We start from the raw sequence: 21,131 nt of genomic DNA on the forward strand, positions 1-21,131 counted from the left end.
GCAAAAGTGCGGTGATTTTTCACCGCACTTTGGGGTTAGACTTTATTCAAATAAGGATTTGTGTAATGAACGAACGACTTCGTCAGCATGTTCACTTTGCACGAGCATACAAATATTGTTGGTGCTTGCACCATAGCTAATCATTCTTACATTATAAGGCTCAAGAGTATCAAAAATTCCTTTTGCTACACCTGTTGCAGTATGTAAATCATTGCCGATTAATGCAACTAGTGATAATCCAGTATCGACTTTCACTGAACAATATTGACGAAGTTCATCTAACAATTCGGTTGAAAGTAATTCTGCCCCTGAAGATGCGGAGCCTGTTTTATCTAATGTCAATGCAACGCTCACTTCTGATGTGGTGATAGTATCCACAGAAATTTTGTGTTTAGCCAAAATGTTAAATACATTCGCTAAGAAACCTTGCGCATGCAGCATACTTAAGCTGGAAAGCGTAAGTAAAGTTTGATCTCGGCGTAGCGCAATTGCACGGAAAGTTGGACGAGGTTGAGGATCGCGCGTGACCCAAGTTCCTCCTGCTTCAGGCGCTTTACTTGAACCCACATAAACGGGGATGTTGCTGCGAACTGCGGGGAGTAATGTGGCTGGATGTAGCACTTTTGCGCCAAAGGTTGCCATTTCAGCTGCTTCAGCAAAGCTCATGGTGTCGATACGTTGTGCAGCTGGAACAATGCGTGGATCGGTTGTGTAAATGCCTGCAACATCAGTCCAAATTAAAACGTCTTTTGCATTTAATACTTCGGCTAACAAGGCAGCAGAGTAGTCGCTACCACCACGGCCTAATGTGGTTGTTTTGCCGCTTGGTTCACGTCCGATAAAACCTTGGGTGATGACTAATTCGCCGCGGTCTATTAATGGTTTTAAAATGCTATCGCTGTTTGATTGAGTTTGTTCATCATTTGGTGCAGCTTTACCAAAATGGTTATTGGTTGCAACAATTGTACGAACATCAACCCAAGTGCCCGATGCGTTTTGTTCACGTAAAATCTCAATAAAGATTTGAGTTGACATCATTTCACCGTGGCTGATGAGTTCATCGGTTAATGCGGGAGAGGTTGCAAGGCTAGCTGCTTCAGAAAGTGCGGTAATATTTTCAAGATATTTTTCAATAATAGGGCGAACTCGGCTGTCGTCTTTTAATTCATTCAAAATATTCTCCTGAATTTGACGGATTTCACCAATTAATTTTTCACGTTCTGTCGCGTCTACACCATTTGCTAAAGCGACTAATAAATTCGTCACGCCAGCTGATGCAGAAAGCACGACTACGCGTGTATTTGGATCCGCGATGACAATTCTGGCGCAAGCTGTCATTGCGGCGTGGTTGGCTACAGATGTTCCGCCAAATTTGGCGACTGAGAGATGGGACATAAGATGCTCCTGAGATGTTGTGTGTTTTTTTATAATTAGCTATACAAATAACGAGTTAGCTTTTTATTGTCAAATAGATTTTTGTTTAAAATTTAGAGAGTGTTTGTTTTTTAAACATAACTATATTTAGACATGATCTTTGTCATAAATCTGATTATGGCAAGAGAGAAAAATTAAAGCATCAAACTAAATAATCTCGTTGGTAATTCAGACTATAAATGCGTAAAAAATAATTGATGTGTTTTATTAATAATCAAATGAAAGGGAAAATCTAAATATTTTAAAAAAAGTATTTGACGAGTATCATCAAAATCAGCATAATACGCCCCGCAAAGCCGATATGATTAGGCAAATTAAGGTAATGGCTACATAGCTCAGTTGGTTAGAGCACAACACTCATAATGTTGGGGTCGCAAGTTCGAATCTCGCTGTAGCCACCAAATTTGCGGGACTGGCGAAATTGGTAGACGCACCAGATTTAGGTTCTGGCGCCGAGAGGTGTGTGGGTTCAAGTCCCTCGTCCCGCACCATTTATCGCTTTGTAAGTCAAATAGTAGTTGGGGTATCGCCAAGCGGTAAGGCACCGGGTTTTGATCTCGGCATCCCTAGGTTCGAATCCTAGTACCCCAGCCATACTATCAAATAAATCTTCTTTATATCTAATCAAAGATTTCTCTGTTGGGGTATCGCCAAGCGGTAAGGCACCGGGTTTTGATCTCGGCATCCCTAGGTTCGAATCCTAGTACCCCAGCCATCTTATGTAAAAACTTTCTTTATATCTAAAATAGTTTCATTGCTAATTTATTTGATTGAATAATAAAAATTATAACTTATGTAAATTTTTTGAATTTATGCTTTTACTTAATTTATAAATTTTAACTAAAAAAATACCGCACTTTGGCAATAAAAGTGCGGTATTTTTTATAGAAGTTTTAATTTAGTTAAACATCGCAGAAATAGATTCTTCGTTGCTAATTCGGCGAATGGCTTCTGCTAGCATAGAAGAAAGTGTTAATACACGAACTTTACCGATCGCTTTCATTTCTTCTGATAGTGGAATGGTGTCAGTAACAACAATCTCATCAATGGCATCGCTGGCTAAGTTTTTGGCTGCTGCACCAGAGAAAACGGCGTGAGTTGCATAAGCAAAAACACGTTTTGCACCACGTTCTTTTAATGCTTCTGCCGCTTTGCAGAGAGTACCGCCAGTATCAATCATATCATCTACCAAAATACAATCACGGTCTGCAACATCTCCGATAATATGCATCACTTGTGCTACGTTTGCACGAGGGCGACGTTTGTCAATAATAGCCATATCCGTATCGTTTAATAATTTAGCCACAGCGCGAGCACGCACAACGCCGCCAATATCTGGGGAAACAACAATAGGGTTTTCAAGATCAGATTTTTTCAAAATATCGTGAATTAAAACTGGTGAACCAAATACGTTGTCCACTGGAACATCAAAGAAACCTTGGATTTGTTCTGCGTGTAGGTCGCAGGTTAATACACGGTCAATACCAACAGTTGAAAGTAAATCTGCCACAACTTTAGCGGTAATTGGTACACGTGCAGAACGAACACGACGATCTTGGCGAGCATAGCCGAAATAAGGAATTACGGCAGTAATACGACCAGCAGATGCTCGACGTAATGCATCTACCATCACAATCAATTCCATCAAGTTATCATTGGTTGGCGCACAAGTTGATTGGATGATAAATACATCCGCACCACGCACATTTTCATTGATTTGAACTTGAATTTCACCATCGCTGAAACGTGCGACCGTCGCATCGCCTAGTGAAATATATAAACGTTCAGAAATACGTTTTGCAAGTTCAGGTGTTGCATTACCCGCGAAGAGTTTAATGTCAGGCATTTTATAAAACCTCAGGTTTAGATTGTCGATGAGTATAAGTTGATGATAGCTGCTTCAACATTGCGTGCAAGGGAGAAACATTGAGTCCTTTAGCGACGAAACCCAAAAATTTTTCTGGCTTTTGTCTAAATACCGCTTGCGCCTCTGCTTCATGATCAAATTCAGCAAAAACACATGCTCCCGTTCCTGTTAATCTTGCCGGCGCATATTGTAGCAACCAGTTTAACGCTTTTTCAACGTTTGAATAATGATTTACCACAACTTTTTCGCAATCGTTTACATAAGATTCGCTCAAAAGTTGTTCTAGGGATTTTTTCGGTGTATTACGCGGTAAATTTGGATCTTGAAATATAACAGCTGTCGATATTGAATCATCGGGTTTTAATACTACAAACCATTTTTCGGCAGGTTCACAATAAGTGATTTTTTCCCCGACACCTTCAGCAAAAGCAGAATGTCCATGTACAAATATTGGCACATCAGCGCCTAGTGTTAATCCTAATTTTGCTAGTTCATCAATGGATAAATTGGCTTGCCATAAATAATTTAACGCGACTAATGCGGTTGCTGCATTGGATGAACCACCACCGACACCGCCTCCCATTGGAAGAATTTTATCTAAATGAATATTTGCACCCAATTGAATATTGGCTTTTTCTTGTAAAAGTTTTGCAGCTCGATAAATCAGATTATCTTCCGTTTTCAGATTTGGAATTTCTGGTGTTAAAAGAATTTGATTGTCTTCTTCACGGATACTCATTTCTAACCAATCGCCGAAATCTAAAAATTGGAAAAGTGTTTGTAATTCATGATATCCGTTCGGCAATTTTCCGTTGATATAAAGAAATAAATTCAGTTTGGCTGGGCTAGGGAAGCGCAATGGCTTCCCATTTGATTGTGTTGTATTTTGACAAAGTGCGGTAGAAAATTGATGTGATTTCATTAATGTATTCATTAGTAAATCCACTCATCCACGCGAATTTTTAGAGTTTGTTTCGTGCTGTCATTTTTTAGCAAAATATTTTCAGGCATCGAATTATTTGAGTGATAGGTTAGATAATCTGCTGTCCATTGAGAACCATCCACATGATAAGTAAATGCACCAAGTAAATGGTTGGTACCGACTTGATAATCCGCATTCATTGCCGGTTGACCTTTTAACCAATAAGCTAAATGTTCTAATGGCACATCCATGCCAATGATCTCTTGTAATAGTAGTTTGGCATTGGCTGCAGATTGTTGATTGCCGTTGTTATCGGAAATTGTCATCCCACTTTGATGCATTTGAATCCAAATGGTAGATTTACTGATTAAAGAATAGAGTTTAAGCGTATAAGATTTTGGATTTTGGTATTGCCATTCAAAGCGGCTAGAAAAACGTTCTGTAGGACTGATATAACCAATTTGACCTTTGGCTTGATAGGATTGAATTTTTTGAATCTTTTGTAAATGTTGTTGCCATGCGGCGTCAGTTTTATCGATGTATTGTACGTTAACTGGACGTTCAGCATCTATCGTACAGGCTGTAAGTATGCTGGTTACAAAAAGTGCGGTGAGAAATTTAAACGTTTTCATATTATTCATCAAGTTAATAAGCTTGCGTATTTTAAGGATTTAGTTGAACTGAGTAAAGTTACTTTTATTTGTTAATTTTTGGGGTAATTTGCTTTTGTTTGTTTAACCGCTAAGATTCTTCGTTTCGTCAATTCATTTCTGATTTCTTGTTTCTCAAATCCATCAGCAATAACTTGCTGTACATCTACTTCATTTGCCGCTTGTAATAATTGATTGATGTAATTTATTTGTGGATAGTCTTTATTTTCAAAACCAGTTCTACCTCGCGTATCAGCTAGACATACTTGTAGAAATTCTTGAAAGCGTTGTGGTTTTCTCCATACATCAAAACGATTAAACATCGTTATGACGGTTTCAGCTCGAAGCTCAAAGGCTTTGTGAATATGCGTGTGAAATTCACAAGTCAGTTCTGCAAGTTCTTGAAAATAACTTGGGACCTTTAAGCGTTTGCACAATGATCTAGTCGGTTTTATGCCAGCTTGTTCATGCCCATAATGATGAGGAAGAATATTTTGAGGCGTAAGAGCCTTGCCAAGATCATGACAAATTGCGGCAAAATGGACCGCACTTTTATTTAGGATAGGGTTATTTTCAGTCAAATTAACCGCTTGTTTTAATACCAACATGGTATGAATAAAACTATCCACTTCTGGATGATGTTTTACTGGATTTGGCACACCATAAAGGGCATCGATTTCAGGAAATAAAACTCTTAATGCACCTGTTTTATGTAAGGTTTCAAAATAAATTTCAGGATTTTTTTCGTTTAAGGCTTTTTCTGTTTCTAACCAAACGCGTTCCGCCGTGAGATGTTGTAATTCTCCCGATTGGGCAAGTTCTGCCATTAGGGATAGCGTTTCCGAGGCAATTTTAAAACCGAGAGAATGATAACGGGCTGCAAAGCGTGCCACACGCAAGACACGTAAAGGATCTTCTGAAAAAGCAGGAGAAATATGGCGTAAAATTCGATTTTCTAAATCTTGTTTTCCACCATAAGGATCGATAATTTCACCGTCTTCGCTTTGAGCCATCGCGTTAATAGTGAGATCTCGTCGAATTAAATCTTGTTCTAATGTGATTGTTGGGGAGAAATCACAAATAAAGCCAGTGTAACCTGCTCCAGCTTTGCGTTCTGTTCGGGCAAGCGCATATTCTTCTTTTGTTTTAGGATTGAGAAAAACCGGAAAATCTTTGCCTACTTGTTGATAACCGTGAGAGAGTAGCGTAGCAGGAGTTGCACCTACCACAATCCAATCACGATCTTTTACGGGCAAACCCAATAATTGATCCCGAACAGCCCCACCAACCAAATAAACTTTCATTCGTGATTATGCCCAACCATCACGACGGCGACGTTTTGGTAATACATAAGGAATGAGTAAACCGAAGAGTAAGCCTACGCCCAACACTGAACCACCATAAATAAACCATTGGATCGCAATTTCTCGTTTACCTGCATCAAGCATCGCTTCTAAATCACGATTTTTATTTTTAGTCATTTCAAGTTCACGTTTCAGTTGAGAATTTTGTTCTAAAAGATCCGCACTTTGTTGCTCAGCTTGTTTGGTTCGACGTTGCATTTCGACAGTACGTTGTTGCCAATCGCCATCTAAACGACTAAGTTTTAAAGTTAATTCTTGGACTTGAGCTTTTAATTTTGGATTTTCTTCTTTACTACTTGGCGTGTTGCTTAAGTCTGAATTTAAAATCCAAGCTTCACGATTTTTATTGTCGCGAATGAGTGTGTATTTGCCTTGACGATCTAATACATTCACCGCTTCTCCAGCTTGAATTGAACCTGCAATTTTAAATTGTTCACCGGCACCGCGGCGTAAGAACGTACTGAGATTTTCAGTAACATATTGCGTTTCTGCATGAGCAGTTGCAATACCTGTACCAAGTAAGGCGCAAGATAAAAGAGTATTGTAGATTTTTTTCATGCTTTCTCCTTAAAAATAAAAACAACAAAAGTGCGGCTGAATAAACCGCACTTTTTGTTGCAATAAATTAATTAAACACCGCACGCAGTAAATAGAAGATAATAATTGCGAAGAATGCGCCGGCTGGTAAAGTGATTATCCAAGAACTAATGATGTTTCGGATAACCGTTAAATTGAGTGCCGCGATACCGCGAGCAAAACCGATACCCAAAATTGCCCCAACAAGTGTTTGTGTTGTTGAGATCGGCAAGCCTGTACCGGATGCAACTACAACCGTCATCGCAGTAGCAAATTGAGCGGCAAAGCCACGGCTTGGCGTTAAATCAGTAATCCCAGATCCAACAGTCGCCATTACTTTTTGTCCCATAGTAATTAATCCCACAGCAATACCTAATGCACCTAATGGTAAAATCCACCAAGTTAAGGCTCCACCTGAAACAATTTTACCGCCTTGTTCAACGATAGACACAACTGCTGAAAGTGGACCAATTGCATTGGCTACATCATTCGAACCATGAGCGAAAGCCATCGCACAGGCGGTTAATAACATTAAAATGCTGAAGACTTTTTCTACCGCACCAAAAGTCCCTTTGCTTGCAGATTGCGTGAATGTTTTACTTTTAAAATAGAAATGGAAAAACAGCATGCCTACAAGGCTAATGACAAGCGAAATGACCAAAGTTTCTTTATTGGAAAGATTTAAACCAACATGTTTTAAACCTTTTGTCATTGTTACGATACACAGCACAAATACGGTTATCCCCATGTAATAAGGACCATATTTTTGTGCATTTTTCAGAGGGTGTTCGGTATCAAAAATAAGTTTTTGTGTACTTGCAAAGATTGCATAAGCGAGAATACCTGCGATGACTGGCGTGATGAACCAGCTACCAACGATGCTACCAATATTTGACCAATCTACTGCGCCAGGGCCAATCGTAATGCATGCAAACCCAATAATAGCACCGATGATCGTGTGAGTACCAGAAACCGGCCAGCCCATTTTCGTTGCGATAAATAACCAAGCGCCAGATGCAAATAAAGCAGAAAGCATACCCAGTGCTAAAATATCGGGCGTATCAACAAATTGCATTGGATCGATTACGCCACTTTTAATCGTTTCAGTTACTTCACCACCAGCTAGATATGCGCCAGCAGATTCAAAAATTAACGCGATAATAATTGCTTGTTTGGCTGTTATAGTACCGGATCCTACGGATGTACCCATTGAGTTTGAAACATCATTGGCTCCAATACCGAAAGCCATAAAAAAGCCGAAGGCTGCTGTAATCCACACCAACCATGAACCATATTGACTAATAACTTCCATAGTTAATTTCCTATGTTTTGTTGATTATGAACGTGCCAGCATTAATTCAATGCGTGAGCCAACACGTTGTGCTTGGTCAGCTAGCACGCCAACCCATTCAATAATTTTATATAAGAACATCACATCAATTGGGTTATAACGGCTTTCTATGGTGTAAAGCATTTTACGCAATTTGATCTGCATTTGGTCGGTATCATCTTCAATTGCATCGAGTTCTTGAATCATATCATTAACTAATTTTAGTTCACGGCCTTTAAAACCGGTTTCTAAAAGTTGATCCATTTCTTCGATTACTCGATGAGCCTGATGAATGGCATCTAAACTACGTTTTACATAATGTAAGAATTCTTCCTGCATTTCTTCAGGAATACCAAATTGACGACCAATCATACGGCCTGCAATATCTTTAGCAAAATTGGCTAACTTATCTTGTTGTGTGACTAATTCTAAGAGATCAGTACGATCGATAGGTAAGAATAAACCACGTGGCAATTTCAAACGAATCTCACGTTTCAAGCTATCCGCTTCACGTTCACGCTGAGAGATTTCTAAGCGTTTTTCTTCCGCTTTTTCCCAATCCTTTGAGAAGGTGGTTTCAAAAAAAGGAATTAAAAGATCGCTACATTCAGTGACTTTTTCCGAATGCTTTTGCAATGGTTTTAAAGGCGAATGGGCAAATAATCCGAGAATATTATTCATTGCCATAAGTGATTTACTCCATAAGGGGTTAAAAATTCGTGCGCATATTACCCGATTTTTGTTGATATTTAAAATTTTTCAAAAAAATTTGTAAGAAAAAAGGTTTGTCTTCGACTAACTAAATAACTGGGTAATATTTCCCAGTGTGGTAGGATAAGTAACTCAATACACTTTTCGCTTTAAAAGCGAGAAAATTTGAAAGGTAAAAAATGAAGGATTGTAAGATGCAAGGTATCAGCAGCGGCGTGAGTTTATTGATTTTACGCATTTTTCTTGCGTGGGAATTTTTAGAGGCCGGGTTAGAAAAATGGAATGGTCAAAATTGGTTTACTGAAATACAAGATCGTTTTCCTTTTCCGTTTAATCTTATTCCTGCTGATATTAATTGGCACGTTGCAATGGGGGCGGAATTAATTCTCCCTTTCTTGCTAATATTCGGAGTACTAACTCGTTTTAGTGCATTAGGTTTAACGATTTTAATCTCTGTTGCGTGGTATAGTATTCATGCTGATTCAGGTTATAACGTTTGTGATAATGGTTATAAATTACCATTAATTTATGTGGTAACTTTATTAATCTTAATTACGCAGGGAGCTGGGAAACTCTCTTTAGACACGCTTATTAAGAAGGTTTATCCAACTAAAAGCTGGTTGAAATTCCTCTAACTATATATTCAAGATCAAACTCTAGGAGACTTAAATGAAAAAATTATCCACTTTAGCCGCATTAGCTGGAGCATTAACGATGACAGTAGCTACTGCTACGCACGCTGAATCAAAATCAAGCAGTACGGATAAAGTTGCAACACCTTGTGTAGGTGATAAATGTGTGAAAACAAAAGCTGCAGAAGGTAAATGCGGAGAAGGCAAATGTGGTGCAAACGAAACAAAAGCCGCAGAAGGTAAATGTGGTGAAGGTAAATGCGGTGCGAGCAAACCAAAAGCTGCAGAAGGTAAATGTGGTGAAGGTAAATGCGGCTCTAAATAATCGTATTTTAATCTAGATGCCATACATAACACTGGTGTAAATTTACACCAGTGTTGTATTAAAAGGAGTAAATAATTATGTTACAAGGTGCAGGATTAGGGTATCGTCGAGATTTAGCGGATGATTTTTTGAATTTATCATCAAATAATGCGATTCAGTTTATGGAAGTTGCTCCAGAAAATTGGGTAAAAATGGGAGGAGCTGCTCGTTATAAATTTGATCAAGCCGCTGAAAGATATCCACTTGCGGTACACGGACTATCACTTTCATTAGGCGGGCAAGCACCACTTGATCGCGAGTTATTAAAAAATACTAAAGCATTAATGACTCAATATAATTCGACATTTTTTTCTGAACATTTGAGTTATTGTGAATGTGAAGGGCATTTATATGATTTATTACCTATGCCATTTACTGAAGAAGCTGTAAAACACGTAGCACAGAGAATCCGCTATGTGCAAGATTTTTTAGGATTACAAATTTCATTAGAAAACACCTCCTATTATTTACACTCTCCCACCAGCACAATGAATGAAGTAGAATTTTTAAATGCTATTGCACAAGAAGCGGATTGTAGTATTCATTTAGATGTGAATAATATTTATGTAAATGGCATCAATCACGGTTTACTTGATCCTTATGTTTTTTTAGATCAAGTAGATGTGAAACGTGTCAATTACATTCATATTGCAGGACACGACGAAGAGCATTCTGCGGCACAAGTTGTGGAGGATTTAGAAGGAGAATCATTTAATAAAATAAAAGGGGCATATCGCTATTTACCAGAGTTATTAATTGATACGCACGGTGAGGCAGTAAAAGGTACTGTGTGGGATTTATTAGAATATGCCTATCAACGACTACCCGTCATTCCGCCAACATTATTAGAGCGTGATTTCAATTTCCCTCCATTTGCAGAACTTTATGCTGAAGTTGAACATATTGCACAACTACAGCAAAAATATGCTCAAAAAGAGGTAATATCCTATGCAGCCTAAACCTTCGCTTATTGAAACACAAAAAGCACTTGCCACAGCAGTTCGATTGGCTCATGCTCAACCTTTAAATGGTTATGCTCCGAATCGCCTCGCTGTTTATGCTCGCTTAGTTCGAAATAACATCTTTGGTTTTATTGACCGCTGTTTTGTTGAAGCACCTAAACACGTTTCTGCTGAGAGTTGGTCTCAGACAAAAGAAACGTTTGTATTAACAGGAAAATCACATTCGCCTTATTTTCAAGATATTGCAGGAGAATTTCTTTTATTTTGTCAAGAAAAAGAGAGTTTTGATGCCAATATACTGGCATTGATGGATTTTGAAAATACACAATTACTTGCAGAAGTTTCTTTAGCAAAAGTACCTGAAAAATTTGAGTGGAATAAGCATAGCGTAATGCAGTTATCTGATGCAGCTTATTTAAAAAGCTATGAAGTCGATTTTTTATCAAGCGATTTTAAACAATTTGATGAAAACCCTATGCAAGCTGTTATATGGCGGGATAGCGATTTTAATATTCTGCAACAACGCTTATCTGAACTTGACTTTTGGCTATTAAGTTATATACAAGAACAACCTTCGTCTTTAGAAGAGGTATTATCTGCCTTAAATACTGTAGTTGAAGATAGCACCCCCTTAATTCCATTATTAGAAAACACTTGGGTGAATTGGATTAATGCTGAAGTGCTTTATCCTAAAGAGGGATAAATTTTGTATAGAAAAACTCACAAAATGTTAGATAGGTGAAAAAAATGACTTTTTCACCTAATTTTTTCTTGGTTAGCATTTTCCATATATTATCCAAATCTTTTTAATATAGATTTGAGAACAGTTCGAATCATATTCTCCTCTTAAATGAAATCTTTCAGTTATAAATCTAAATATTTGATTTCCAATTTATTCAATTTCATATAATGAAAATTATGTCACATAATTATTTGAATAACCTTTCATTTATAATTTCCTATATTTTAATCATAGATAAATACTGCACAATAAATAAAAATTCATTTATAGCTGTTTAATATGTAAAGTAAAACACCACAAAAATCTTGATTTATTTTTATTGTATTGTATATTCAAACAGTTAATTTGAGTAAGGAATATTATGCTACAAGAAATTGAATTAAAATTGGCGATCTCGCCACAAATCAGTATTGAATTGCCACAATATCTTGCAAAATTTACGATTTTAGATCATCAAGATTTATTTTTAAGTAATACTTATTATGATTATCCTGATCATTTCCTTGCTAAACAAAAGATGGGATTACGTATTCGTCAAGAAGATCAAGAAGTTACATTAACGCTTAAAACCAACGGCGAAGTTGTTGGTGGATTACATAGTCGCCCAGAATATAATTTACCATTAACCAAAAAAGAAACGCCAACCAATGCCCAATTAAGAGAACTTTATTCTTTTGAACAATTACCTACTTCTACACTACAACCTATTTTCTCCACAGATTTTAACCGCACTTTTTGGTTAGTTGAATTTCAACAATCCAAAATTGAAGTGGCGTTCGATCAAGGCAAAATTATTGCAGGCGAATCTGAGCAACCTATTTGTGAAATTGAGTTTGAATTGAAATCTGGCAATGTACAGGATCTTTTTGATTTTGTGGAAACTTTGCCTTTCGAAAGAGATATTTATTTTAGTAGTGCAAGTAAAGCGAAGCGTGGTTATTTACTGGGCTCAAAACAATTTTTAACAGATTGGTTAAATAAATGGCGTGATTTCTTAAAAGAAGAACGAGAAGAAAGTGCGGTAGATTTTTGTGCAAAATTTAATTCCGTGTTGAAAATGGAACAGAAACTTTTGGAAGAAACCTTATCCTTTTCTCCTGCACTTTTTAGCCAAGATTTTATGAAAACAGTGGAGCGAGTTGGGGCATTTTTTAATCTTTATCATTATTATGATGAGAATGGAAAAATCCTAGAAACAGTGGCAACAGAGAAACAAAAAGAAACGCTATTACCAGATCTGTTAGAAAGCAATCAGAAAATCTTTGCTGAAATTCGTGATTTAATTCGTTTCCACAGTGAAACGAAAGACAATGAAAAAACTATTGAAAAATTGACCGCACTTTTGAAAACTCGAGTTTATTTTGAGCGAATGATCAAATTAATGAGATTCTCGGCATAATGCGAATCAACCGTGCAAATGGGTAAGCTATACTTTTAGGCATTATGTAAGCTTGCCCTGAATAATATAATGATATTTAGCCGTAGGTATATGAATACTTGGTTAAAGAATGAGAAGGATAAAAAATGGCTAAAGCCCCGAAAACAGCTTATGTATGTAACGATTGTGGTGCGGAGTTTTCTCGTTGGCAAGGGCAATGTTCGGCTTGTAAAGCGTGGAATACAATTACGGAAGTGCGGTTAATTTCCACGGCAAAATCAAAAAATGATCGTTTTAGTGGCTACGCGGGTGAAACTCAGGCAAAAATTCAAACGCTCTCTGAAATTAGTTTGCAAGAAACACCACGTTTTTCCAGTGGTTTTAATGAATTAGATCGCGTACTGGGTGGCGGGATCGTACCGGGCAGTGCGATTTTAATTGGTGGGCATCCTGGTGCAGGGAAAAGTACCTTGTTATTACAAGTTATGTGTGGTTTAGCGAAAAATATGACCGCACTTTATGTGACGGGAGAGGAATCGTTACAACAGGTTGCGATGCGTGCAAGTCGATTGGGATTGCCAAACGATCAATTAAAAATGTTGTCAGAAACCTCTGTGGAACAGATTTGTAATTTAGCGGATCAGTTGAAGCCGCAAATTATAGTAGTAGATTCGATCCAAGTAATGCATTTGGCAGATATTCAATACTCGCCGGGAAGTGTAGCTCAAGTGCGTGAATGTGCTTCTTTCCTCACTCGTTATGCGAAAACCCGCCAAGTCGCCATTATTATGGTGGGGCATGTAACGAAAGACGGAACCCTTGCCGGGCCGAAAGTGTTAGAGCATGCTATTGACTGTTCATTACTATTAGAAGGCGAAGCCGATTCTCGCTATCGTACCTTGCGTAGCCATAAAAACCGTTTTGGTGCGGTGAATGAATTGGGCGTATTTGGTATGACCGAGCAAGGCTTGCGAGAAGTAAAAAATCCATCGGCGATCTTTTTAAGTCGAGGTGATGAGATTACATCAGGCAGTTCTGTTATGGTACTTTGGGAGGGCACTCGTCCTCTTTTAGTTGAAATTCAGGCTCTAGTGGATCATTCAATGCTAGCGAATCCTCGCCGTGTTGCGGTGGGATTAGAGCAAAATCGCTTAGCGCTATTATTGGCGGTGTTACATCGACATGGTGGCTTACAAATGGCTGATCAAGATGTTTTTGTCAATGTCGTTGGTGGTGTAAAAGTCAGTGAAACAAGTGCGGATTTAGCTTTGTTGCTTGCGTTAATTTCTAGTTTCCGTAATCGTCCCTTGCCACAAGATTTAGTGATTTTTGGTGAAGTTGGATTAGCGGGAGAAATTCGCCCTGTGCCAAGTGGGCAAGAACGTATTAGTGAGGCAGCAAAGCATGGCTTTAAACGTGCGATTGTTCCTTTTGGTAACAAGCCGAAAAGAGCGGTCGAAAATATGCAAGTTTTTACGGTGAAGAAACTTTCCGATGCGTTAGCCGTGTTGGATAATTTCTAAATAATTCCATTAGAGATAATTAATAGCTTCAATGGAAATAAATTATCTAATTCCGTTGTACTGAAAACATTAGCAAAATTTGTTAAAATAAACATACTTTTTATTCAAAGAAAAATAAGAAAATGGAAAAAAAACTGAATAAAGCGCTGGATGCGATTGATATAAAAATTCTTAATGAATTACAACGCAACGGTAAAATTTCTAATATTGATTTGTCGAAAAAAGTAGGGCTTTCACCTACGCCTTGTTTAGAACGTGTTAAACGTTTAGAAAAACAAGGCGTAATTATGGGATATCGTGCGTTGTTGAATCCTGAATTATTGGAAGCACCTTTGCTTGTGATCGTGGAAATTACGTTAGTTCGCGGAAAACCTGACGTATTTGAGGAATTTAATGCTGCGATTCAAGAGTTAGAAGAAATTCAAGAATGCCATTTGGTATCGGGCGATTTTGACTATTTATTAAAAACTCGAGTTGCAGACATGGCTGAATACCGAAAATTGCTGGGGACGACATTATTGCGTTTACCTGGTGTAAATGATACTCGCACTTATGTTGTGATGGAAGAAGTAAAACAAACCAATTTCCTTGTATTGAAATAATATGATTAAACAAATAACAGAACGATTTACACCCAGACAGTATTTAGCTGAACTTTTGCTTGGATTGACCGCACTTTTTGGGCTTTATTTAATTATTGCTTGGTCAAGTTATACCCCGCTTGATAATTCTTGGGCAACGGCTGGTTCGCATGGTGAAACAATTAATAAAGTCGGCGCATTTGGTGCGTGGATTATCGATCTTTCTTTTGTTTTTTTAGGCTATGTCGCCCATGTTATTCCTTTTACGGCTTTTTTTGTACCTGTCTATTTATTAAAAACAAAAGCAGTTAAAAACCTTTCCTGTACTCGAATTATTTTACGTGGTTTTGGCTTTACCATGTTGATTATTGGGCTTTGTGTGATGAGTATGTTGCTTTTGCAAAGCAATGCCTTTTATTTAAGTGGTGGCGTAGTCGGCGGATCACTTGTTGTAAATTGGCTTTATCCAGCATTAGGTAAATTCGGAGCGGTTTTAATTGGTTTTACATTTGCTTTAATCGGTTTTATTTTTTGCTCTGGCGCCTCATTGATTCGATTGATTGTAGCCTTTTATCATTGGTTGACAATGAAAAATGAGCAGGAAGAACGTGTTGAGCAAGAAAAATCAACGGAAGAATTAGAGCAAATCGTGATTGTAAAATCCGATAGTTCAGAAACAGAAAATCCAGATCAAAATAATCTTAATGTAGAACAAAATAGTGAGATTGAAACTCAAAAATCATCTTTAGAGGTTGAAGACAACTCTGTTGAGCAACCTTCGCATTTAATTAATATTCATGGTTTAAATCCGGAGGTTTCTATTAAATCAGAATATGAAGTTTCTCCCGAAGAGATTGTAAAACCTCAGTTTTCTCTTGAGTTTGAATCTGAAGCATTACCTAGCGTGAATTTGTCGAGCGATTCGCATGGACAAACAGTAAGTAAAAATGATTTTGTGCCAGTGTGGAATAAACCGATAAAGCCTGCTGTTCAGGATAATGTCTCAATGAATCAAAGTGCGGATGATTTTACTAAGGTTTCCTTGCTTACAAATGATGAAATTCCAACAGTTTCATTAAAACCAACTCATGAATCCTCGAATACTGAAACGGCAGATAATCATTTTGCTGCTCAAGTTGATGAAAAAGTCTGTTTTGGGGATGATGAATTGAAATTTAAGGTATCCTTAGAGGATAATATGAGGGATGTCCAATTAGACAAAAATCAAGAGGAATCACCTAACTATAAAGGTTATAGCGGTAGCTTGATTCATCCAGCATTCCAACAGCAAACAACTAAACGTGAAAAGCCTAGTACACCGTTACCAAGTTTAGAGTTATTATCAAAACATCCCGCAGTGGAACAAAATATTACGCAAGAAGAAGTTTTGGAAACGTCTCAACGTATTGAGCAACAGTTACGTAATTTTAATGTGAAAGCGACGGTAAAAGATGTGCTTGTTGGCCCTGTTGTGACTCGCTATGAATTAGAATTACAACCTGGGGTGAAAGCCTCAAAAGTAACAAGCATTGATACTGATTTGGCGCGTGCATTAATGTTCCGCTCGATTCGTGTGGCAGAGGCTATTCCTGGAAAGCCTTATATTGGTATTGAAACACCTAATCTTCATCGTCAAATGGTGCCATTACGTGATGTGTTAGATAGCAGCGAATTCCGCGATACTCATGCCACTTTGCCAATGGCTTTAGGTAAAGATATTAGCGGAAAGGCAGTGATTGTTGATTTAGCGAAAATGCCACATTTGTTGGTAGCAGGATCAACGGGATCAGGTAAGTCTGTTGGCGTGAATACGATGATCTTAAGTTTACTTTATCGTGTTCAACCAGAAGATGTGAAATTCATTATGATCGATCCTAAAGTTGTCGAACTTTCCGTTTATAATGATATTCCGCACTTGCTAACGCCTGTTGTAACAGATATGAAAAAAGCCGCTAATGCGTTGCGTTGGTGTGTAGATGAAATGGAACGCCGTTATCAGCTGCTTTCTGCGCTACGTGTACGCAATATTGAAGGCTTTAACGAAAAAATCGATGAATACGAAGCAATGGGAATGCCAGTGCCAAATCCGATTTGGCGACCGGGCGATACAATGGATGCAATGCCACCTGCATTGAAAAAATTGAGTTATATTGTGGTTATTGTCGATGAGTTTGCTGATTTAATGATGGTAGCGGGTAAACAAATTGAAGAACTCATTGCACGATTGGCACAAAAAGCGCGAGCTATTGGTATCCATTTAATTTTAGCCACACAACGCCCTTCTGTCGATGTAATTACGGGTTTAATTAAAGCGAATATCCCAAGTCGTATTGCCTTTACCGTTGCAAGTAAAATTGACTCTCGTACTATTCTTGATCAAGGTGGCGCAGAGGCGCTTTTAGGTCGTGGTGATATGCTTTATTCGGGGCAAGGTTCATCGGATTTGGTGCGTGTTCATGGTGCCTTTATGAGTGATGATGAAGTTATTCGTATTGCGGATGATTGGCGAGCACGTGGTAAACCTGATTATATCGATGGCATTTTAGAAAGTGCTGACGATGAGGAAAATGCGGAAAAAGGGATATCAAGCGGTGGGGAATTAGATCCACTTTTTGATGAGGTAATGGATTTTGTTATTAATACAGGTACAACCTCAGTATCTTCTATTCAACGTAAATTCAGCGTAGGCTTTAACCGAGCTGCCCGTATTATGGATCAAATGGAAGAACAAGGAATTGTTAGCCCAATGCAAAATGGTAAGCGTGAGATTTTGTCGCATCGTCTAGAATACTAATTTAAAAGGAAAGTAAAATGAAAAAAACAATCTTAAAATTTACTGCACTTGCATTGCTAGGTTTGAGTAATTTAGCATTGGCTGATGCGGCAAGTGAATTGCAAATGCGTTTAGCTAAAGTCGATGTGTTAAGTGCAGAATTTGTGCAAACAGTGACATCTGGAAGTGGCAAAAATGTTCAACAAGGAAGTGGAAAACTTCAAATTAAACGTCCAAATTTATTCCGTATGGAGACTAAAACTCCTCAAGAAACCCAGATTATTTCTGATGGTAAAACCTTATGGTTTTACGATCCATTTGTGCAACAAGTAACAGCACAATGGGTGAAAGATGCGGTGAATAACACCCCTTTCGTGTTGCTTACAAGTAACGATAAAACCCATTGGGATCAATATTCGGTCATGCAACAAGTGGATACTTTCGTATTGAAACCTAAATCTTCAAAAAGTAATATCAAGCAATTTGATATTCGTGTCGATGCTAATGGCGTATTAAGAAATTTCAGTACGACCGAGAAAGATGGGCAAACCAATCTTTATGTTTTACGTAATATTACGAATCAAACCTTGTCTGATAGCTTGTTCCAATTCAAGCCAGAAAAAGGCGTTGAAGTGGATGACCAACGTAAAAAATAACAAATGATTATTTTAAATAAGGGCGTAGAAATACGCCCTTCAATTTTGTGAGAAATAAAATGTCTAACCTCAATTTTGATTTTGCCGAAAATGATTTTCGTCCACTGGCAGCCAAGATGCGTCCAACGAGTCTAGAGCAGTATTTTGGGCAAACTCATCTTATTGGTGAGGGTAAGCCACTGCGTAAAGCTATTCAAGCTGGGCATATTCATTCTATGATTTTCTGGGGGCCACCAGGTACAGGAAAAACAACGCTTGCAGAAATTATTGCCCAACGCATTAATGCAGAAGTTGAGCGAATTTCTGCGGTGACGAGTGGTATCAAAGAAATTCGTGAAGCCATTGACCGTGCAAAACAAAATCGTCTTGCGGATCGTAAAACTATTTTATTTGTGGATGAAGTCCATCGTTTTAATAAAAGCCAGCAAGATGCTTTTCTGCCACATATTGAAGACGGAACTGTTATTTTTATTGGGGCGACAACAGAAAATCCCTCTTTTGAGCTAAATAATGCGTTGCTTTCTCGTGCCCGAGTGTATGTGCTGAAATCACTCACTACGGCTGAAATTGAACAAGTTTTGCAGCAGGCTGTAGAAGATCCTGAACGAGGATTGGGTAAAGAGCGGTTAATTTTAGAAGATAATTTACTGCAAGTACTTGCTGAATATGTTAATGGGGATGCACGATTAGCCTTGAATAGTCTCGAATTAATGGTGGATATGGCGGATGAAACAGAAAATGGAAAGAAAATTGACCGCATTTTATTAAAAGAAGTCTTAGGCGAACGTCAAGCGAGATTTGATAAACAAGGCGATCGTTTCTATGATTTAATTTCTGCGCTACATAAATCTGTTCGAGGTTCTGCACCAGATGCGGCATTGTATTGGTATGCACGAATTTTAACGGCAGGCGGTGATCCTTTATATGTCGCGCGCCGATTACTTGCTATTGCTTCAGAAGATGTGGGAAATGCAGATCCTCGTGCTATGCAAGTAGCCTTGGCTGCATGGGATTGCTTTACTCGAGTGGGCGCTTATGAAGGGGAGCGAGCCATTGCTCAAGCCATCATATATCTTGCGGTAGCGCCAAAAAGTAATGCGGTTTATACTGCATTTAACACCGCGAAACAGCAAGCGAAAGATTTGCCAGATTACGATGTTCCGCCACATTTACGCAATGCGCCGACTAATTTAATGAAAGAGTTTGGCTATGGTGCTGAATATCGTTATGCTCATGATGAACCTAACGCTTATGCGGCAGGTGAAAATTATTTCCCGTCTGAATTAAAAGACACTCAATATTATTTTCCGACGAATAGAGGTATGGAAATTCAGATTAAGGAAAAACTAGAACGATTACGTGAGCAAGATAAAAGTGCGATGAAAAAACGGTATAAATAATCTTTATTTAGGAGATATAAATGCAAAAAACAAATTCAAAAGCCTTTTTAGTGATTTTACTTGGTGTACTTTCTGCCTTTGGACCATTTGTTGTCGATCTTTATTTGCCATCATTGCCACAGCTTGCACAATTTTTTGATACAACGGCTTCCATGACGCAATTAACGCTCACAACGGCAATGATCGGTTTAGCCGTTGGGCAGCTATTACTTGGCCCGATGAGTGATAAATTTGGACGCAAAATGCCGCTGATTATTTCACTTTTAATTTATATCATCAGTACGATTTTACTGATTTTCTCACCGAATATTGAAACGATGATTGTATTAAGAGCGGTACAAGGGCTTTCCTCTGCTGGAAGTGTAGTAATTTCTCGTGCGATAGCGACGGACTTATATCGTGGTCGTGAAATGACACGTTTTTTGGGGCTATTAATGACGATTAACGGTATCGCACCGATCATTTCACCTGTTCTAGGCAGCTTACTATTAGAATATATTGGTTGGAAAGGCGTATTTTTCTTTTTAGCAATTATCGGTATTGTTGTATTACTATTTTGTTTTCGTTTAAAAGAAAGCCTAATTATTGAAAACCGTTTGGAAGGTTCTGTACTTTCCACATTCTTTACATTTGGCAAGATTATAAAAAATAGACTGTTTATGAGTTATGTCGGTATTGAAAGCTTTTTGCTTGCTGCCATGTTTGCGTATATTGCCGCTTCACCTTTTATTTTGCAAAGTTTTTACGGATTAAGTGCGTTTACCTTTAGCTTATGTTTTGGAGCAAATGGTGCAGCATTAGTTATTGGAGCAAATATAGGTGGTAAGTTGTCAAATCGTAAAGCACTTTCTTTTGGGGTATTGGGCTTTGGGATTGTTGTTCTTTACACCATTTCGACACTTATTATTCAACCCAACTGGTTTTTAGTTGAAATTGGCTTCTTCCTTATGTTATTGATGATGGGGCTTACCTTTCCTGCAATTTCTTCATTGGCAATGGAAAGTGAACGTCAATATGCAGGAAGTGCTTCTGCTTTACTTGGATTTGCTCCTTTTTTCTTAGGTGGAGTAGTATCCCCATTGGTTGGTGTAGGAAATATTTTTTATTCGACTTCAATAGTAATTTTTGTATGCGGAGTTTTAGGATTGGGTATTTACCTATCTATTCATAAAAATATCAATAATTCTTAAATAGAAAAATAAAGTGCGGTCAATTTTGAAAACTTTTTCGGTATTATGTAGCAGTTGCACAAAGTCCGAAAATTGA

Annotated in this window: 19 protein-coding genes and 4 tRNA genes; 15 read left to right on the forward strand and 8 right to left on the reverse strand. The window is 38.0% G+C overall.

Annotation, left to right across the window (positions count from 1 at the left end; genetic code table 11):
* Nucleotides 1-42: 42 nt before the first annotated feature.
* Entirely contained in the window at nt 43-1,395 is a 1,353-nt protein-coding gene (gene lysC, locus HMPREF9096_RS00265; protein ID WP_009501037.1) for a lysine-sensitive aspartokinase 3, read from the reverse strand.
* Between the two features lie 363 nt (nt 1,396-1,758).
* Here lysC and HMPREF9096_RS00260 point away from each other — a divergent pair.
* From HMPREF9096_RS00260 to HMPREF9096_RS00245, 4 genes are all read left to right on the forward strand, one after another.
* Nucleotides 1,759-1,835: transfer RNA gene (locus HMPREF9096_RS00260), tRNA-Met, on the forward strand.
* Between the two features lie 5 nt (nt 1,836-1,840).
* Nucleotides 1,841-1,925: transfer RNA gene (locus HMPREF9096_RS00255), tRNA-Leu, on the forward strand.
* Nucleotides 1,926-1,953: 28 nt separating this feature from the next.
* Nucleotides 1,954-2,028 (forward strand) — tRNA-Gln (locus tag HMPREF9096_RS00250).
* A gap of 46 nt (nt 2,029-2,074) precedes the next feature.
* Nucleotides 2,075-2,149, forward strand: a tRNA-Gln gene (locus tag HMPREF9096_RS00245).
* 183 nt (nt 2,150-2,332) lie between these two features.
* Here the strand turns inward: HMPREF9096_RS00245 and HMPREF9096_RS00240 are convergent.
* The 7 genes from HMPREF9096_RS00240 to HMPREF9096_RS00210 form a co-directional block, all read right to left on the reverse strand.
* Nucleotides 2,333-3,280: a ribose-phosphate pyrophosphokinase gene (locus tag HMPREF9096_RS00240; RefSeq protein ID WP_005641811.1), complete on the reverse strand. Its 948-nt coding sequence runs from the start codon at nt 3,278-3,280 to the stop codon at nt 2,333-2,335.
* 1 nt (nt 3,281) lies between these two features.
* A complete protein-coding gene (ispE, locus tag HMPREF9096_RS00235) occupies nt 3,282-4,223 on the reverse strand; it encodes a 4-(cytidine 5'-diphospho)-2-C-methyl-D-erythritol kinase (RefSeq protein ID WP_032803635.1) in 942 nt (313 codons plus the stop codon).
* An 11-nt stretch (nt 4,224-4,234) separates the two neighbouring features.
* Complete coding sequence (lolB, locus tag HMPREF9096_RS00230) at nt 4,235-4,855, reverse strand: lipoprotein insertase outer membrane protein LolB (RefSeq protein WP_032803633.1); 621 nt, start codon at nt 4,853-4,855, stop codon at nt 4,235-4,237.
* 71 nt (nt 4,856-4,926) lie between these two features.
* The gene (locus tag HMPREF9096_RS00225; RefSeq protein ID WP_009501040.1) at nt 4,927-6,177 is read right to left on the reverse strand and encodes a multifunctional CCA addition/repair protein; all 1,251 of its coding nucleotides are present in this window, start codon (nt 6,175-6,177) and stop codon (nt 4,927-4,929) included.
* A gap of 6 nt (nt 6,178-6,183) precedes the next feature.
* Complete coding sequence (locus HMPREF9096_RS00220) at nt 6,184-6,795, reverse strand: TIGR04211 family SH3 domain-containing protein (RefSeq protein WP_005641802.1); 612 nt, start codon at nt 6,793-6,795, stop codon at nt 6,184-6,186.
* 67 nt (nt 6,796-6,862) lie between these two features.
* Nucleotides 6,863-8,125, reverse strand: coding sequence for an inorganic phosphate transporter (locus HMPREF9096_RS00215; protein ID WP_009501041.1), 1,263 nt, complete (start codon nt 8,123-8,125; stop codon nt 6,863-6,865).
* 24 nt (nt 8,126-8,149) lie between these two features.
* Nucleotides 8,150-8,830 (reverse strand): TIGR00153 family protein, encoded by a 681-nt coding sequence (locus HMPREF9096_RS00210; RefSeq protein ID WP_005638079.1) that lies wholly within the window; start codon nt 8,828-8,830, stop codon nt 8,150-8,152.
* A gap of 218 nt (nt 8,831-9,048) precedes the next feature.
* On the opposite strand from HMPREF9096_RS00210, the gene HMPREF9096_RS00205 reads away from it, so the two are divergent.
* From HMPREF9096_RS00205 to HMPREF9096_RS00155, 11 genes are all read left to right on the forward strand, one after another.
* Nucleotides 9,049-9,489 carry a DoxX family protein gene (locus tag HMPREF9096_RS00205; protein ID WP_080950713.1) on the forward strand — a complete coding sequence of 147 codons (441 nt, stop codon included), beginning with the start codon at nt 9,049-9,051 and terminating at the stop codon, nt 9,487-9,489.
* Between the two features lie 34 nt (nt 9,490-9,523).
* The gene (locus tag HMPREF9096_RS00200) at nt 9,524-9,811 is read left to right on the forward strand and encodes a membrane protein (RefSeq protein WP_009501043.1); all 288 of its coding nucleotides are present in this window, start codon (nt 9,524-9,526) and stop codon (nt 9,809-9,811) included.
* A 77-nt stretch (nt 9,812-9,888) separates the two neighbouring features.
* Nucleotides 9,889-10,809: a DUF692 domain-containing protein gene (locus HMPREF9096_RS00195; protein ID WP_009501044.1), complete on the forward strand. Its 921-nt coding sequence runs from the start codon at nt 9,889-9,891 to the stop codon at nt 10,807-10,809.
* On the forward strand, nt 10,799-11,515 hold the full coding sequence (locus tag HMPREF9096_RS00190) for a DUF2063 domain-containing protein (protein ID WP_009501045.1): 717 nt from the start codon (nt 10,799-10,801) through the stop codon (nt 11,513-11,515). The genes HMPREF9096_RS00195 and HMPREF9096_RS00190 overlap by 11 nt, the downstream gene beginning before the upstream one ends.
* Nucleotides 11,516-11,915: 400 nt before the next feature.
* Complete coding sequence (locus HMPREF9096_RS00185) at nt 11,916-12,953, forward strand: CYTH domain-containing protein (RefSeq protein WP_009501046.1); 1,038 nt, start codon at nt 11,916-11,918, stop codon at nt 12,951-12,953.
* A gap of 125 nt (nt 12,954-13,078) precedes the next feature.
* Nucleotides 13,079-14,455, forward strand: coding sequence for a DNA repair protein RadA (radA, locus tag HMPREF9096_RS00180; protein ID WP_009501047.1), 1,377 nt, complete (start codon nt 13,079-13,081; stop codon nt 14,453-14,455).
* Nucleotides 14,456-14,577: 122 nt separating this feature from the next.
* The gene (lrp, locus tag HMPREF9096_RS00175) at nt 14,578-15,057 is read left to right on the forward strand and encodes a leucine-responsive transcriptional regulator Lrp (RefSeq protein WP_005633718.1); all 480 of its coding nucleotides are present in this window, start codon (nt 14,578-14,580) and stop codon (nt 15,055-15,057) included.
* A gap of 1 nt (nt 15,058) precedes the next feature.
* Nucleotides 15,059-17,830: a DNA translocase FtsK gene (locus HMPREF9096_RS00170; RefSeq protein ID WP_009501089.1), complete on the forward strand. Its 2,772-nt coding sequence runs from the start codon at nt 15,059-15,061 to the stop codon at nt 17,828-17,830.
* Between the two features lie 17 nt (nt 17,831-17,847).
* Nucleotides 17,848-18,465 (forward strand): outer membrane lipoprotein chaperone LolA, encoded by a 618-nt coding sequence (gene lolA, locus HMPREF9096_RS00165; protein ID WP_009501090.1) that lies wholly within the window; start codon nt 17,848-17,850, stop codon nt 18,463-18,465.
* Between the two features lie 59 nt (nt 18,466-18,524).
* A complete protein-coding gene (locus tag HMPREF9096_RS00160) occupies nt 18,525-19,865 on the forward strand; it encodes a replication-associated recombination protein A (protein WP_009501091.1) in 1,341 nt (446 codons plus the stop codon).
* 20 nt (nt 19,866-19,885) lie between these two features.
* A complete protein-coding gene (locus tag HMPREF9096_RS00155; protein WP_009501092.1) occupies nt 19,886-21,055 on the forward strand; it encodes a multidrug effflux MFS transporter in 1,170 nt (389 codons plus the stop codon).
* Nucleotides 21,056-21,131: the final 76 nt, after the last annotated feature.

The sequence above is a fragment of the Haemophilus sp. oral taxon 851 str. F0397 genome, assembly GCF_000242295.1.
Lineage (GTDB): Bacteria > Pseudomonadota > Gammaproteobacteria > Enterobacterales > Pasteurellaceae > Haemophilus.

Bases quoted from the DNA above. Each gene is read 5' to 3' on its own strand.
- lysC (WP_009501037.1), bottom strand. From the start codon at position 1,395: ATGTCCCATCTCTCAGTCGCCAAATTTGGCGGAACATCTGTAGCCAAC.
- HMPREF9096_RS00240 (WP_005641811.1), bottom strand. From the start codon at position 3,280: ATGCCTGACATTAAACTCTTCGCGGGTAATGCAACACCTGAACTTGCA.
- ispE (WP_032803635.1), bottom strand. From the start codon at position 4,223: ATGAAATCACATCAATTTTCTACCGCACTTTGTCAAAATACAACACAA.
- lolB (WP_032803633.1), bottom strand. From the start codon at position 4,855: ATGAAAACGTTTAAATTTCTCACCGCACTTTTTGTAACCAGCATACTT.
- HMPREF9096_RS00225 (WP_009501040.1), bottom strand. From the start codon at position 6,177: ATGAAAGTTTATTTGGTTGGTGGGGCTGTTCGGGATCAATTATTGGGT.
- HMPREF9096_RS00220 (WP_005641802.1), bottom strand. From the start codon at position 6,795: ATGAAAAAAATCTACAATACTCTTTTATCTTGCGCCTTACTTGGTACA.
- HMPREF9096_RS00215 (WP_009501041.1), bottom strand. From the start codon at position 8,125: ATGGAAGTTATTAGTCAATATGGTTCATGGTTGGTGTGGATTACAGCA.
- HMPREF9096_RS00210 (WP_005638079.1), bottom strand. From the start codon at position 8,830: ATGGCAATGAATAATATTCTCGGATTATTTGCCCATTCGCCTTTAAAA.
- HMPREF9096_RS00205 (WP_080950713.1), top strand. From the start codon at position 9,049: ATGCAAGGTATCAGCAGCGGCGTGAGTTTATTGATTTTACGCATTTTT.
- HMPREF9096_RS00200 (WP_009501043.1), top strand. From the start codon at position 9,524: ATGAAAAAATTATCCACTTTAGCCGCATTAGCTGGAGCATTAACGATG.
- HMPREF9096_RS00195 (WP_009501044.1), top strand. From the start codon at position 9,889: ATGTTACAAGGTGCAGGATTAGGGTATCGTCGAGATTTAGCGGATGAT.
- HMPREF9096_RS00190 (WP_009501045.1), top strand. From the start codon at position 10,799: ATGCAGCCTAAACCTTCGCTTATTGAAACACAAAAAGCACTTGCCACA.
- HMPREF9096_RS00185 (WP_009501046.1), top strand. From the start codon at position 11,916: ATGCTACAAGAAATTGAATTAAAATTGGCGATCTCGCCACAAATCAGT.
- radA (WP_009501047.1), top strand. From the start codon at position 13,079: ATGGCTAAAGCCCCGAAAACAGCTTATGTATGTAACGATTGTGGTGCG.
- lrp (WP_005633718.1), top strand. From the start codon at position 14,578: ATGGAAAAAAAACTGAATAAAGCGCTGGATGCGATTGATATAAAAATT.
- HMPREF9096_RS00170 (WP_009501089.1), top strand. From the start codon at position 15,059: ATGATTAAACAAATAACAGAACGATTTACACCCAGACAGTATTTAGCT.
- lolA (WP_009501090.1), top strand. From the start codon at position 17,848: ATGAAAAAAACAATCTTAAAATTTACTGCACTTGCATTGCTAGGTTTG.
- HMPREF9096_RS00160 (WP_009501091.1), top strand. From the start codon at position 18,525: ATGTCTAACCTCAATTTTGATTTTGCCGAAAATGATTTTCGTCCACTG.
- HMPREF9096_RS00155 (WP_009501092.1), top strand. From the start codon at position 19,886: ATGCAAAAAACAAATTCAAAAGCCTTTTTAGTGATTTTACTTGGTGTA.